Origin of the sequence: Pseudovibrio ascidiaceicola (assembly GCF_900114245.1) — a bacterium.
Taxonomy (GTDB): domain Bacteria; phylum Pseudomonadota; class Alphaproteobacteria; order Rhizobiales; family Stappiaceae; genus Pseudovibrio; species Pseudovibrio ascidiaceicola.
In genome coordinates, this window is record NZ_FOSK01000005.1 from 88,533 (window position 1) to 101,714 (window position 13,182).

A 13,182-nucleotide genomic window follows, 5' to 3' on the forward strand; every position below is an offset into this window, starting at 1 on the left:
TGCCAAGGTTGTCTTTGGTGAGGTTAACCGCATGATTTTAAGGTTGCTGCTCACGCAAGACTTTTGAGTTTGGAATTTAATGGTGCATCGCACAATGAAATCCTTAAAAAACGCAAAGAAACGCAAAAGAACGCGTTGCTATGTGGGGGTGTTTTAGGTGGATTGCTGAGCAGGTTTCATGAAGGTGGCGTTCTGGTTTTGAGCGTGGGGAGAGGTTTATGCCCGGCGTGCGGAAAAGTTATCAACTGCCTTTGGGCAGGGCAGAAAAACGCGGCTGGGAGGATAAGTGCGGGAGCGCGCAATTTTCTTACGGGGATAACGTGGTGGCAGCCAAAAAGTGTCGCAAAGAGATGCTTACCTGCAAATAACTTGGAATAATTGCCTCCTGTGAAATTTAACAGGAAAGAAATCTCTGAGATATCAAGAGTTCGTGGCGGCGCCTGTGTATCTGCTATTGATTTGTGCGCTTCACTCTTGGGCGACTTCAGGTGATCTTGCCGTAAAGCACCGCAAAGAACCTTGCCTTGAAGGGAAAAGTAATAACTTACAGAATTATTTACTGTGTGATGTCGAATATTACAGCGCCTGTTAATACCTCATGAAGTCTATACTGACCTTTATACTTGTACTAGGGGCAACCCCGTAGCACAGGGGTAGAATAGCTGCTTGACACATGGGTGAATGTGGTTTCATATGCCTTTGCTATCACATGATATGCAGTAAAGATGAGGAATAGGCCATGAGCCGGTCAGTACTGGTTCTTCAGTATCGCAATAAAAAAAGTTTGGCATGGTTTACGCAAGATGTTCGTCTTGCCTATGACTTCCCAAATGTGTGCGTATAAGCCTACAGGCCCATCAGTCCCTTTGAAAATTTGATTGTTAGACGCCCAATCTACTTGGTGTAACGGGAAAACTACATCTACCCTTGCGCTTCTTCGGGCAAAACTACTCACACCGTCTCTGACAGTGAACGGGTGAGCTGCGTCTTACTTTCAAATCTGGTGACTGCTGCCGCAAGACACAAATTCCAAGATAAACGCCTGTAGTTTCAGGTGCTTGAAAACTTTCGCGCCAAATGGTTGGAGAGCGACCCAACTCGTGCGCCGCTGCGTGTTCCCAAAGGTGGGAGCCAGTATTTGGATAAAGAATGCGCAGTAAAAACATGACGTAAGGACTAGAACAATGAAACGTATCCCTGAGCCGTTCCGCATCAAAATGGTTGAGCCAATCAAGATGACCACTTTCGCAGACCGCGAAAAGGCATTGGCTGAAGCAGGTTACAACCCATTCCTGCTCGCAAGTGATGACGTTTACATCGATCTGCTGACAGACTCTGGCACAGGCGCCATGTCTGACTACCAGTGGGCGGGCATGATGATGGGCGATGAAGCCTATGCCGGATCCCGCAATTTCTACAACCTCAAAGAAGCTGTCCATCACTTCTTCCGTTATGAATATATGGTACCAACCCACCAGGGTCGTGGTGCAGAGCAGATCCTGTTCCCGGCGTTGATCCGCCGCGCCAAGGAAGTGCGCGATGCAGATAAGCACGTGTTCATCTCCAACTACCACTTCGACACCACAGCCGCACACGTAGAGCTGAACGGTGGTGAAGTCGTCAATGTGGTGGACGAACGGGCTTATGACACAACCACTTACTACGATTGGAAGGGTGACTTCGATCTTGAGAAGCTGGAAGCATCGATCAAGGAAAACGGTGCGAAGAACATCACTGCGATCATCACCACAGTGACTTGTAACAGCTCCGGCGGTCAGCCAGTTTCTATGGCCAACATGCGGGCTGTATATGAGATCGGCCAGAAATACGATATCCCGGTTGTGATCGACTCCGCGCGTTACTGCGAAAACGCGTATTTCATCAAGCAGCGCGAGGAAGGCTACGCGGATAAGTCCATCACCGACATCATCCGCGAAATGTACTCCTACGGCGATATGCTCACCATGTCCGCCAAGAAAGACCCTCTGGTCAACATCGGCGGCATGTGCGCCATCCGCGAGAAGAAAGAGCTGTTCCAGGCCGTCCAAACCCTCTGCGTCCCAATGGAAGGCTTCGTAACATACGGAGGACTAGCCGGCCGCGACATGGAAGCACTGGCACGGGGTATGCATGAAGGTGCGGATGAGAGCTTCCTGCACTATCGTATTGGTCAGGTTAAGTATTTGGGTGATCGTCTCGTTGAAGGCGGCGTGCCAATTCAGTACCCAACCGGTGGCCATGCTGTGTTCGTGGATGCGAAGAAGATCGTTCCGCACATCCCGGGTGATCAGTTCCCAGCACAGGCTTTGTGTAACGCGCTTTATCTGGAATCCGGTGTTCGTCCGGTTGAGATCGGTTCCTTCCTGTTGGGTCGTGACCCGGCCACAGGTCTGCAGAAAGAGTCTCCGCTGGAACTGATGCGACTGACCATTCCGCGCCGTGTGTACACCAATGATCACATGGACTACATCGCGGATGCGTTGATTAACGTTGCGAAGAACGCGAAGGATATCAAAGGCTTTGATTTTGAATACGAGCCACCCGTGCTTCGCCACTTCACTGCACGTCTGAAGCCAATCAAATAAGTTGGCAACTTGGGAGGCGCTGCTCTGCGCCTCTCCTCTTTCCTCACGGATATAACAAAACTACTTCACGGGAGAGAAGTAAATGTCTGAGGGCACACAAGTCGGTGGTTTGGGAAAATCCACTGCAACAGTCAGTCCATCCTTCCTAGGCGGGGCTATGATCATCGCCGGCACTGCAGTCGGCGCTGGTATGTTTTCCGTTCCAACCGTTAGTGCTGGCATGTGGAGCATATGGGCCATTCTGGCGCTCGCCTTCACATGGTTCTGTATGCTGCATTCCGGTCTTATGATATTGGAAACAAACCTGAATTATCCAGTTGGGTCCAGCTTCGATACTATGGTGAAAGACACCCTTGGGACAGGGTGGAACACCATCAACAACATCGCTGTTGCGTTTGTTGGCTACATTCTTTGCTATGCATACATCTCCGGTGGCGGATCGATCGTAGTGCATACGCTCGATGCAACTCTAGGCGTTGCACCTCCGCAGATGCTTGCCGGACTGATCTTTGCATTGGGTCTGGCGTTTTTCGTCTGGTGGTCTACCAAAGCGGTTGATCGCATCACAACCATTCTGCTTGGCGGTATGATCATCACGTTCTTCATGTCTGTGACCGGTTACACGTTCAACATGAAGGCTGCAGTTTTCTTTGATAGCGACAGTACTATGGGAATGGGGAGTTACTTCCCGTATCTGTTCGCAGCAATGCCGTTTTGTCTGGCATCCTTCGGGTATCACCACAACGTACCAAGCTTGATGAAGTACTACGGTAAAGAGCCGAAGAAGATTTTGCTCTGCCTTGGTACAGGCACTTTCCTCGCACTGGTACTTTACATTGTCTGGCTATTCGCCACATTGGGCAACATCTCACGTGCCGATTTTGGTCCGATCATTGAACAGGGTGGTAACATCGGCGTATTGGTGGAAGCTCTTGGCCGTGCAGTAGAAAACACCTCTGCATCCAATATGTTGTCCGCATTCGGCAACATGGCTGTGGCCAGCTCCTTCCTTGGCGTAGCGCTTGGTTTGTTCGACTTTTTGGCGGATTTCCTGAAGTTTGATGACAGCCCTGCAGGTCGTGCGAAAACAGCTGCTGTAACCTTCGTTCCTCCGCTGATTGGTGGCATCTTCTTTCCGGATGGTTTCATCATCGCGATTGGTTACGCTGGTCTTGCAGCAACAGTCTGGACTGCGATCGTCCCTGCTCTGATGGTGCGTGTTAGCCGTAAGAAATTCGGCAATCCTCAGTTCCGCGTTTGGGGCGGTGACGCTCTTGTCTGGCTGGTCTTTGGCTTCGGCATTTTGGTCGCAGTCAGTCACATTCTGGGGATGTTCAACGCACTTCCAGTATATCCATAAGCGCCGAGAATGGCATGATGTTCTGCTGAGGCTCGCGGTTGTGAGCCTCAGTTCCGAAATGAGGTATTTGAAATGAAAGGCATACTCTCCATCCAATCCCACGTGACATACGGCCATGCTGGCAACGGCTGTGCTGTATTTCCAATGCAACGTATGGGGCATGAGGTCTGGGCCATCAACACCGTCCAGTTTTCAAACCACACCCAGCATCCGCAAGGTTGGACTGGACAGGCCCATGATGCCAAGCAAATCTCTGAAATCTTTGAGGGATTGGCAAAACTGAACGTCCTCTCTCAGATCAAAGGCATTGTAACAGGGTATCTTGGTGGACCTTCTCATTGCGATGTCATTGTCGACATCGTGAACGAAGTTCGGCGTCACAATCCGGACTGTCTCTATTTCTGTGATCCAGTCATGGGTGCACCTGATAAAGGCTGCATCGTCAGCGAAGGCGTTGCGGAGTTGCTGGTGAGCAAGGTGATGCCGATTGCAGATGTAATTGTGCCCAACCAGTTTGAGCTTTCACAGTTCATTGGTGAGCCAATTGAAACGCTGGAACAAGCCAAACAAGCATGCGCTAAGGCAATGGAAATTGGGCCTAAAATGGTTCTCGCCAAGCACTTGCACAGCGTTTCTGATGATGCTTTCACCATGATGTTCGCAAATGCGCAAGGCAGTTACCTGGCACAGCGGCCGCACCTTCCGTTTGAGCGCCAACCGGTTGGCGTCGGAGATCTAATCACATCTGTATTTGCCGCTGGTTATCTGAATGGACTTTCTGAAGTAGAAGCGTTCCAGCACTGTAATAATGCGGTGTATGGCGTGCTTAAAACCACGCAGGAAAAAGACGAATGGGAGCTGCAAACTATTGCAGCACAACAAGAATTCGTCACACCAACAGAACATTTCGAACTAACAAGCCTATAAAACTGGAAAAACAATGACAGCTATCGATACCTCCAAAGCACCTGCAGCCATTGGCCCGTATGTTCAGGGTGTGAACCTTGGGCAGATGATCATCACGTCCGGCCAGTTGCCGATTAATCCAGAAACCGGTGAGATGCCTGCAGATGTTGCTGAGCAGACCCTTCAGTCTTTGAAGAACGGTCTAGCGATTGTTGAAGAGGCCGGCCTTGCAGCAAAGAACATTAAGAAGACAACGGTTTTTGTGAAAGACCTCAATGACTTCGGTCGTGTGAACGAAGTGTATGGCAAATTCTTTGAAGACAACAACGCTCCGTTCCCAGCGCGCTCATGCGTGGAAGTTGCACGCCTTCCAAAAGATGCTCTTGTTGAGATTGAAATGATTGCCTGCCCATAACGGGTAGGATTTCCCCTGCAATGCTCGTGGTCCAACACGAGCATTGCCCTCATATGCTGAATGCTAATATCTACATTATTTCAATTAGTTGAAACTTTTCGATCTCTGATCGAACTCATAATTTGCAGTAATTTGCCCCTACTATTATCCAGCGCCTAAACCACAATGGCCAAATCCAGCGGCTACTCGTAGGCCTGTGAATAGGTCAATGTCGCCATGTGAAAACATGTTTGCACATAACTGGCTGGTTGGAGTTCCTTTTCGCATTTGCGCTACTACTGGCTGTAGCAGGGTGCTCGGAAATTCCAGGGCATGGCCCAAGTGCCTATCAGGTGGAGAACGCGACTTCTCAACGTGATGCGCAGTCTCTGAGCTATGTCATGCTGGATGTTGATGTGCCTACAGTTCAGCATTTATCCAATTATGCCAGCAACTTACCTCCAAAAGAATTTCGCGTCGGTAGAGGCAAGAGAAGTACGGTCCGTGTGGGTGTTGGAGATCAACTCTCAGTCGGGATCTGGGAGTCTATTCCAAATGGGCTTTTCTCAACACAAGGCCAGAAGCGCACTGAGCTAGGTCTCGTAGTTGATGACCAAGGCAAGATCTACGTGCCATATGTTGGGGAACTGGAGGTTGAGAACAAGAGTATCTCTGAAGTTCGCGAACAGATTCTCGGTGGGCTGGAAGGCAAAGCTGTTGACCCGCAAGTGGTTGTAAACCTTCAGGCAAATGGATCTCATAAAGTCATTGTCATCGGTGATGTGATGCGTCCTGGGCAGTTCCGCGTGCATGAAGATGGGCTCAGTTTGGTTGAAGCAATCTCAGAGGCTGGGGGAACGCGGAATCCGGACTATGAGTCGTTTGTTACTGTCGTGAGGGACGACAAGAAGTTCCGGTTTTCTCTGGACGATATTTCCGAACAGCCTGCCAACAATATTTGGCTCCGACCGAAGGACATTGTTACCATTACGCACCAGCCAAAATCCTTCACCGTGTTTGGTGCGGTCGTTGCCCGGCGCAAACATGACTTCCCCTCTTCGCGGGTGAACCTTTCGGAAGCCATTGGAATGTCTGGTGGTTTGCACGACGGGACTGCAGATGCGACGGGGGTTTTCCTGTTCCGGTTTGAGGACCGGCAAAAGATGATGCCATTGCTTCCTCCTCATGAGCAACATGAAGAGTTTGGTACTGTGCCTGTTGTTTACCGCCTCAACTTGAAAGAGCCAAGCGGCATGTTCCTGACGCAAGCGTTTGAAATCAAAGACAAAGATGTGATCTATGTGGCGAACTCGTCCGTTTCTGAAGTCAACAAGTTCATCAGCATCCTCATCTCTCCTGTAACGGGGACGCTGCGGTCTGGAGTTGCGCTTGCGGGAGTGCCTTAATTTACTTAGTTTGCTTGGAGTTGCAAAGTAAAAATAAGTAATTTCCGGTGAAATGGATTGCGGCGTTAGTTGTTTTAAGCATTTCCCTGAATTAATTCTTTGAGTGATCTAACCAATTTCTCGTCAGTGTGTTTCTCTCCAGCGCTTTCAAATCCAAAATCCAGCAGACGCTGGTCTTGCGGATAAGTTGTGCCGCAGCCGGCATGGATCTCAGTGAAATCAGCAGCTTGCAGGATACTGAGCGCTGTCTGAGTGTTAACACCTGACCCCGGCATCACAGATAATCTGCCTGCAGCGGCTTGGTGCATGGCGGCTAGTTTCTCAATTCCATCAATAGCTTTGTAAGCACTGCCGGAACTGAGGATGCGTTCGAAACCGAGTTCAACGGCGATATGGGTGGCCTCGATCAGATCTGGGGCAAGGTCAATGACGCGGTGGAGCGTGACACCAAGGCCATTGGCGTGATCTATTAAGTTTTTCAGTAGGTTATCGTCGAGTGCGTTGCTATGTTGATTAGCGCCCAGAACAACACCGGCCAAATTGGTATTACGGGCAGCATCAATTTCTCGCTTCATCTGGTCCACCTCTTGCGGGGAGAAGATGAAGTTACCCCCGCGCGGGCGGATCATGGCGTAGACCGGGATAGGCGCTTTGGCCGCCAGTTCCATTAGGCCAACGGACGGCGTCAGGCCACCCATCGCAAGGCAGGAGCACAGCTCAATCCGGTCAGCACCGCCTGCAACAGCAGCATTCAATCCGGCGATGGTGTCGACACAAACTTCCAGCTTCATGATAAAGCCTCCACCTGACCCGCCATAAGATCTTCTGCCGGAATAGCTTTGCGCTTCTCAGGTTGACCGAGCGCGGGCGTCCAGACCCAATAGACGATCTCCTCCTCACATCCCACATTGACCACACGGTGATTGCCTGCTGCATCAATGGCATGGATCACAACACCGCCGATATAGCCGCTTTCAAGCTCTTGCAGTTCTGAGATGGCCAGTCGCAACGCGTCATCCAGTGAGATGCCCAATTTCATGGCCAGCACAATGGTGCGAGCGGTGCCGCAGCGCATGGTCATTTCACCTGTGTGCGTGCACGCGGCGGCTCCATAGCGGCTGTCCGCATAAAAACCCGCACCGGGGATTGGCGAGTCGCCCACCCGTCCGGGGTATTTCCAAGCCCAGCCTGAAGTTGAGGTCGCGGTGCAGATGTTGTTTTGGCTGTCTTTACAAAGGAATACGGTTGTGTCCCGCACCTTTTCGGGATCGGTGATCGCTTTGGTGAGCGGCGCCAGATCCGTGTTGGGAAAGGCAGCCTTTTGCTCCTCGCTCATCACCTCTTCCAGTTTACGCCACCATACCTTCTTGCTGTGCTCCAGTAAGGCAGGGTCCTTGGCAAACCCAAGCTCATCCGCGTAACGGCGAGCCCCCTCACCCACCAGCATTGTGTGCGGCAGGTTATCGAGCACCGCTTTTGCTAGGCGGGTGACCTCCAGCGTCATCGGCACGCCTGCAACCGCGCCGTAATCTCGCGTAGTGCCGTCCATCACGCTGGCATCGAATTCCATGTTACCCAGCAGGTTTGGCCAGCCGCCATAGCCTACACTGCGTACCTTGGCTTCAGCTTCCACAAGAGACAGGCCGGGCACCAGAGCATCCAGTCCATGTGCCCCGTTTTGCAGTTGATCAGCACTGGTGCCAATGCCAGGCCAACTTTCAGAATTACCAAGAACAATCATTGCGCAGCTCAAAACTTATCAGAGAATAAAACACAGCAACTCTTCGGTGCCGTCCCGGTCTTGTCAATGCTACCAATCAGGCTTCTACTGGCAAAACTCATAGGGGCCTATTTGCTGGCACGTAACTAACGCTATGAAAATTAAGCGAAATCAACGCTCTAAATTGGTACTACGCAAACCTGTGAGCGTTTGAGTTGTTTTGTGCGTTCGTTTGAAAGCTTCCGCGTTTTTCTGCGTTGCTGTGTTCCTCGCCACAAATCACACCAAAACACGAAGATGGATGTCTTTCACCTGGTAGTTTTGTGCCGTGTTGCTAAAGAAGTTTGGTAGGCATGGATTAGTTTAAGAGTGTACCAAGCAATTACTATTGCGTTGCTGCTAAGTACCAGGGTTTCTCTGTTTCTTATGTTGCTCCTTTACCCATTGAATGTACTCCCGCACCTCTTGGTCGTTTTTTTCATTGTAAAAGAGGTTCCATAGGAGGAACTTTCTCGGGGCGCGCATTCCGGTAATATAGAGCTCAAATGCCAACGTGCCCGCCCATAAAACGAATGGCAAAACCACGATCAAAAACAGAATATTTTTAAGAGCGAAATCTGTTTCGAAATTGATGAAGAGTGACGCTATCAGGCCTGTAAAGAAATTATAAGCAATGATCGCTGCAAACACGCAACAAACTGATAGCATCGCGCGCAATGGCCCTTTATGGGCGAACTGTAAAAGAGCTCCATAAATTCCCCACAGTTTCAGTATGCTCATGAGCTTGTAGTAAAAAGTTTTTTTAACCAACCAACGCCAAATCATAATAACCTGCTGAAAATCCTTAAATAGATAACAAGGGCGAGCATAGCGTCGAAACTTCTAGTTGCAATGGGTTATCTAATGAAAGGCAGAGCCAATTAGCTCTGTGTTTTCCCCCTCAGTTCAACGTTGTCCCATTCAGCGTGGCAAGCCAGTTGGCGAAGATGCCGCTGGAGGTGCGAAGCTGTATGTCTTGTCCAGCAGTGATGTCCATCAGGATGTCGCGAGGAGAAACGCCGTAGTGTTCCTTGAAGCTGCGGGTGAAGCTGGAGGCGTGCGAGAAACCACAACTCTCGGCGATCTGCTGGATCTTGACTGCATCACTTCCAGAATGCAGCAGCTTGCGCATGGCGTGTTTCATGCGGATGTAACGCAGGAAGGCGACGAAGCCGCCCATGGGCTCAAACAGGCGATAGAGCGTTGTGCGCGATACATTGAGGTGATGTGCTACTTCTGTGCTGTTCAGGCGTGGATTGGCATAGGTCCGGCTGATGTATTCCGCGGCTTGCAAAAACCGTGCTGCGGTCTGGCTGTTTTCGTCCAGTGCAAATGAGGGGCTCGGGCCGTTGTTCATCTGGTTGGCGACCAGCTTGGCGATGCACTCCACGATGGGCGTGACGTCTTCATCTGTCAGATACGCCAGTTGACCGCGTAGCAGTTGCATCATGCTGATCACGGCGTTGGTTGAGCCGCCTGTTGCAGGGAGGCACAGGGTTGGGTAGGTGCGGTCCCCATGAAGGAAGGGCGCCAGAATTGCCCGTGGCAGAGCCAATGTCATCAATTTGTAAGAGCCATGGTCCACCACAAAGGGTTCGGCCATATCCTGTACGATCAAATGACCGGGTTGGAGCTCCACGCTCTCTTGACCCATATGGGTGACGCAATTGTGGGTGTGATCATAAAACTGCACAAACACAGCATCCATGCCATCACGGGCGATGCGTTGGCTGGTGCGGATGAACTTGTGCGGGGTCGCGTTGATGGTTGCTACAAAGCCGCTTTTATAACGAGACCCGCGCACGCCTGCACCAAAGGCATCCGGTGAAGCGGTGCTGGAAGGTAAGCAAGCCTCTCCCGTCGCTTCAGCGACCCCCTCGCGCCATTCATCCCAGTTGATGCTGGGCCGGTAAATTACCTCAGGTCTCGGCTCATTCATTGAGTTGTTCGATTCAACAGACATTCTACTCGGTACTATACTGCAACTTGTGCGGGGTAATTCCAATCTGTACTCGAAATATTCCTGAAGGCTGGAGAACGAAGGAGCTTCAATCCCGATTGAGAAAGGGACCGGCGAGGCCACTCCGTTCTGTCAGTTTTGCGTCCCCTCCCGTTGAAAATGATGCAAAACGGGCATTGATACCGTGGTCCTGCTTGTGGTTGGAGGCAAGGCGGTGTTGAGCAATGTGTCCTACGCTAAGTCTGACAGGAATGGTGTCCCTCCAGCCTTCAGATGACCAAAATTCAGGAAGCGATCCCCAAGCCTCGGCCATAAAAAAAGAATTCTGAAAATGAATGCAGTGTTGACCAACAGATCAAGACACCGAAAACAAAGTCACCGCCATGTCGTCCCATCCATAATGCCACAGTAGGTCTATCCTTCTAAAGGATCGCAGCGAAAACAAGGGCGTGAAACAAATCGCTAAAACAAAGCTGTGCTTTGAAACGTCAGGTTAAGAGAGATGGACGGCTGGATGCGGATACGCTCATTAAAGATCGAATCGATTTTTAGATATTACATATTTTTAAGCCTTAGCCGGCTCATCAGCACCAGTTTTTATGAGACGGCAAAAAGGCGAGCACTAAGGCTCGCCTTTTGAAACTGGGCTAGAAAAATAGGTCAGGCACTGACACGGGCAGCCAACTCCGCGTCGTTTTCAAGCAGCTTATCCATCCGAGCTTTCTTGATGAGTGGGTTCAGCTCCGGGTCCTGGATGTGAGCAAGCAATGTTGCGATAGAGGCCTCCATGGCAGCTTCTGCAACCACCGCCAGACCGTGAAAGACGAAGGGACGCAAGTAAGTCATGCCAGTCATCAATGCCGTTTGCTGAAAGGGCTTGAGCAACTCATCCATGCTGAAGTTGTTGTAGCCGCCTGCATGGTAGCTGTCTTCCGGTCCCCCGGTGGAGATGGCCAGCACAAGCTCTCTGCCCACCAGTTTTTTGCTGCCCGGGCCGTATGCAAAGCCGTAGGTCAATACCTGATCCTGCCATGCTTTCAGAACGGGGGGAGCGGAGTACCAGTAAAATGGAAATTGGAAGACGATGCGATCGTGGGAGAGCAGGAGTTGCTGCTGTTCTTCGACGTTAAAGCTCATTGTTGGGCCGCCAACACGGGTCAGATCAAGCACTGTGATGTCGTCGGTTTCGGCAAACGCTTTAAACCAGGAGCGGTTGATGCGGGACTTGTTGAGATCGGGATGGGCGGTGAGCACGAGGATTTTCATAGGGGGAGAGCCTCTTTGAATTTCTGATGCTGTCTTTATAGATGGATGGTTTCATGCTATTAATTGCCTTAATATCGATCTGATAGATGTATGGAATCGAATAATGCGTCTACCCCTTGCCATGCTGGAAGTGTTCAACGCCATTGCTCAGAACGGCAGCCTCAAAGGCGCAGCTGTGGCACTCGGCATCAAACCGTCCACGGTGTCTCATCAGCTGAAGTCGCTGGAAGAACAGCTCGGGACGGCGTTATTCGTGCGCACCACCCGGTCTGTGACCCTGACAGACGCAGGCCGTGCCCTGCAAAGCGGAGCCGGTGCGGCCTTTGATTTGCTGGGGCAAGCGGTGAAGGATGCGAAAGATCATGGCAGCAGCGCCCGAGGTAGCCTCAGGCTGACATTGCCTGAGTTTGTGTTTCACTCTTTCCTTGCTGATCTTCTGTCCAGCTTTCAGGAGGCTTATCCGGAGATACAGCTGGAGCTGTCACTCAGCGATGCCATCGTCGATATTGTCGCTGACGGGCTGCATGGCGGGCTCCGTCTGGGCGGAATGATTGCACAGGATATGATTGCGATCCGCCTCTCCAACCCGCAACCCCTGACCGTGCTTGGCAGCAAGGCCTATCTGGATAAGCATGGCAGGCCCGAAAAACCTGAAGACCTGCTGGCGCATAACTGCCTTCAGTACCGCTTCCAAACATCCGGGCAGTTGGCGCCCTGGGTGTTTCGGTTGGATGGGGACCGTGTTGAGATTGATGTGCAGGGCGGGCTGATCCTCAACACCCTGCCCGCTCAACTGCAGTTGATGGAACAGGGCATGGGGCTGGTGCTCACCTTCCGCGACTACGCGCTGATAAACTGCGACCTGACAAAGGTGGAATGCCTGCTGGAGGACTACCTGAAGCCAGTGGACCCGATCTACCTGTTCTACCCACGCGAATACAAAAACCTGCAACCCCTGCGCCTGTTCATCGACCACATCAAGACCCATCGGCAGTTGTCGTAGCTAGCTAACAGGCGCCTTATACGGGGGGACCTGGCGCAGGACCATGCCGTGTTTTTGGTCGGCTTTGTAGCCGAGGCTTTCGTAAAAGCCTCTTGCGCCGCGGTCTTGTCCGGTCAGCAGCATGATTTTGTAGGCGTTGGCTTGCCATGCGGCATCTCGCAGGGCCTCCATGACCATCCGGCCAAAGCCTCTGCCTTGGTAGGCGCGGAGCGTCACCACGTTCTCAACAAGGCAGTAAGGGCGACCTCCATAGGTCATGTTGGGCATAATATGAAGCGTGGCGCAGGAAACGACCTGGTCGTTAATCTCCACCCCAAAGAGCGAGGTGCCGTCATGTTGCAAAAGCTTGGCGAATTGCGCAGGTCCGTCTTTGCCATAAACAAGCGGAATGCCATCTGTCAGTTCATTCAGGAGCGCGACGACATCCTCATAATCATCGAGAGAGAGTTGGCGGACGGTGATGGTCGGCGAGAGGACAGTCATAAGGGGACTCACTGAAAACGTGCGGCATTGAATATGAAACACGTTTACCGCGAGGTTGCT

Annotated in this window: 12 protein-coding genes; 6 read left to right on the top strand and 6 right to left on the bottom strand. The window is 51.4% G+C overall.

Going from position 1 to position 13,182, the window contains the following annotated elements:
• The first annotated feature begins 1,184 nt into the window (after positions 1 to 1,184).
• The 5 genes from BM231_RS10845 (at position 1,185) to BM231_RS10865 (ending at position 6,651) form a co-directional block, all read left to right on the top strand.
• Positions 1,185 to 2,585 carry a tryptophanase gene (locus tag BM231_RS10845; RefSeq protein ID WP_057461422.1) on the top strand — a complete coding sequence of 467 codons (1,401 nt, stop codon included), beginning with the start codon at positions 1,185 to 1,187 and terminating at the stop codon, positions 2,583 to 2,585.
• An 82-nt stretch (positions 2,586 to 2,667) separates the two neighbouring features.
• Positions 2,668 to 3,945, top strand: coding sequence for a tryptophan permease (mtr, locus tag BM231_RS10850; protein ID WP_093519275.1), 1,278 nt, complete (start codon positions 2,668 to 2,670; stop codon positions 3,943 to 3,945).
• A 72-nt stretch (positions 3,946 to 4,017) separates the two neighbouring features.
• On the top strand, positions 4,018 to 4,872 hold the full coding sequence (pdxY, locus tag BM231_RS10855; RefSeq protein ID WP_093519277.1) for a pyridoxal kinase PdxY: 855 nt from the start codon (positions 4,018 to 4,020) through the stop codon (positions 4,870 to 4,872).
• Between the two features lie 13 nt (positions 4,873 to 4,885).
• Positions 4,886 to 5,266, top strand: coding sequence for a RidA family protein (locus BM231_RS10860; RefSeq protein ID WP_063310683.1), 381 nt, complete (start codon positions 4,886 to 4,888; stop codon positions 5,264 to 5,266).
• Between the two features lie 218 nt (positions 5,267 to 5,484).
• Positions 5,485 to 6,651: a polysaccharide biosynthesis/export family protein gene (locus BM231_RS10865; protein ID WP_093519279.1), complete on the top strand. Its 1,167-nt coding sequence runs from the start codon at positions 5,485 to 5,487 to the stop codon at positions 6,649 to 6,651.
• A gap of 74 nt (positions 6,652 to 6,725) precedes the next feature.
• On the opposite strand, the gene BM231_RS10870 is transcribed toward BM231_RS10865, so the two are convergent.
• The 5 genes from BM231_RS10870 to BM231_RS10895 all read right to left on the bottom strand — a co-directional run bounded on the left by BM231_RS10870 (position 6,726) and on the right by BM231_RS10895 (position 11,636).
• Positions 6,726 to 7,442, bottom strand: coding sequence for a copper homeostasis protein CutC (locus tag BM231_RS10870; RefSeq protein ID WP_093519281.1), 717 nt, complete (start codon positions 7,440 to 7,442; stop codon positions 6,726 to 6,728).
• Entirely contained in the window at positions 7,439 to 8,392 is a 954-nt protein-coding gene (locus BM231_RS10875; RefSeq protein ID WP_093519283.1) for a glycosylasparaginase, read from the bottom strand. Before BM231_RS10875 ends, BM231_RS10870 begins: the two co-directional genes overlap by 4 nt.
• Positions 8,393 to 8,770: 378 nt before the next feature.
• A complete protein-coding gene (locus tag BM231_RS10880) occupies positions 8,771 to 9,196 on the bottom strand; it encodes a hypothetical protein (RefSeq protein WP_208860276.1) in 426 nt (141 codons plus the stop codon).
• A gap of 115 nt (positions 9,197 to 9,311) precedes the next feature.
• The gene (locus BM231_RS10885; RefSeq protein WP_093519285.1) at positions 9,312 to 10,349 is read right to left on the bottom strand and encodes a helix-turn-helix domain-containing protein; all 1,038 of its coding nucleotides are present in this window, start codon (positions 10,347 to 10,349) and stop codon (positions 9,312 to 9,314) included.
• A 681-nt stretch (positions 10,350 to 11,030) separates the two neighbouring features.
• Positions 11,031 to 11,636 carry an NAD(P)H-dependent oxidoreductase gene (locus BM231_RS10895; RefSeq protein ID WP_093519289.1) on the bottom strand — a complete coding sequence of 202 codons (606 nt, stop codon included), beginning with the start codon at positions 11,634 to 11,636 and terminating at the stop codon, positions 11,031 to 11,033.
• Between the two features lie 103 nt (positions 11,637 to 11,739).
• Between BM231_RS10895 and BM231_RS10900 the strand changes: the two genes are divergently transcribed.
• Positions 11,740 to 12,639: a LysR family transcriptional regulator gene (locus tag BM231_RS10900; RefSeq protein WP_093519291.1), complete on the top strand. Its 900-nt coding sequence runs from the start codon at positions 11,740 to 11,742 to the stop codon at positions 12,637 to 12,639.
• On the opposite strand, the gene BM231_RS10905 is transcribed toward BM231_RS10900, so the two are convergent.
• Positions 12,640 to 13,122, bottom strand: coding sequence for a GNAT family N-acetyltransferase (locus tag BM231_RS10905; RefSeq protein WP_093519293.1), 483 nt, complete (start codon positions 13,120 to 13,122; stop codon positions 12,640 to 12,642).
• Positions 13,123 to 13,182: the final 60 nt, after the last annotated feature.

Bases quoted from the DNA above. Each gene is read 5' to 3' on its own strand.
- BM231_RS10895 (WP_093519289.1), bottom strand. From the start codon at position 11,636: ATGAAAATCCTCGTGCTCACCGCCCATCCCGATCTCAACAAGTCCCGC.
- BM231_RS10905 (WP_093519293.1), bottom strand. From the start codon at position 13,122: ATGACTGTCCTCTCGCCGACCATCACCGTCCGCCAACTCTCTCTCGAT.
- BM231_RS10845 (WP_057461422.1), top strand. From the start codon at position 1,185: ATGAAACGTATCCCTGAGCCGTTCCGCATCAAAATGGTTGAGCCAATC.
- BM231_RS10880 (WP_208860276.1), bottom strand. From the start codon at position 9,196: ATGATTTGGCGTTGGTTGGTTAAAAAAACTTTTTACTACAAGCTCATG.
- pdxY (WP_093519277.1), top strand. From the start codon at position 4,018: ATGAAAGGCATACTCTCCATCCAATCCCACGTGACATACGGCCATGCT.
- mtr (WP_093519275.1), top strand. From the start codon at position 2,668: ATGTCTGAGGGCACACAAGTCGGTGGTTTGGGAAAATCCACTGCAACA.
- BM231_RS10860 (WP_063310683.1), top strand. From the start codon at position 4,886: ATGACAGCTATCGATACCTCCAAAGCACCTGCAGCCATTGGCCCGTAT.
- BM231_RS10875 (WP_093519283.1), bottom strand. From the start codon at position 8,392: ATGATTGTTCTTGGTAATTCTGAAAGTTGGCCTGGCATTGGCACCAGT.
- BM231_RS10870 (WP_093519281.1), bottom strand. From the start codon at position 7,442: ATGAAGCTGGAAGTTTGTGTCGACACCATCGCCGGATTGAATGCTGCT.
- BM231_RS10885 (WP_093519285.1), bottom strand. From the start codon at position 10,349: ATGAATGAGCCGAGACCTGAGGTAATTTACCGGCCCAGCATCAACTGG.
- BM231_RS10900 (WP_093519291.1), top strand. From the start codon at position 11,740: ATGCGTCTACCCCTTGCCATGCTGGAAGTGTTCAACGCCATTGCTCAG.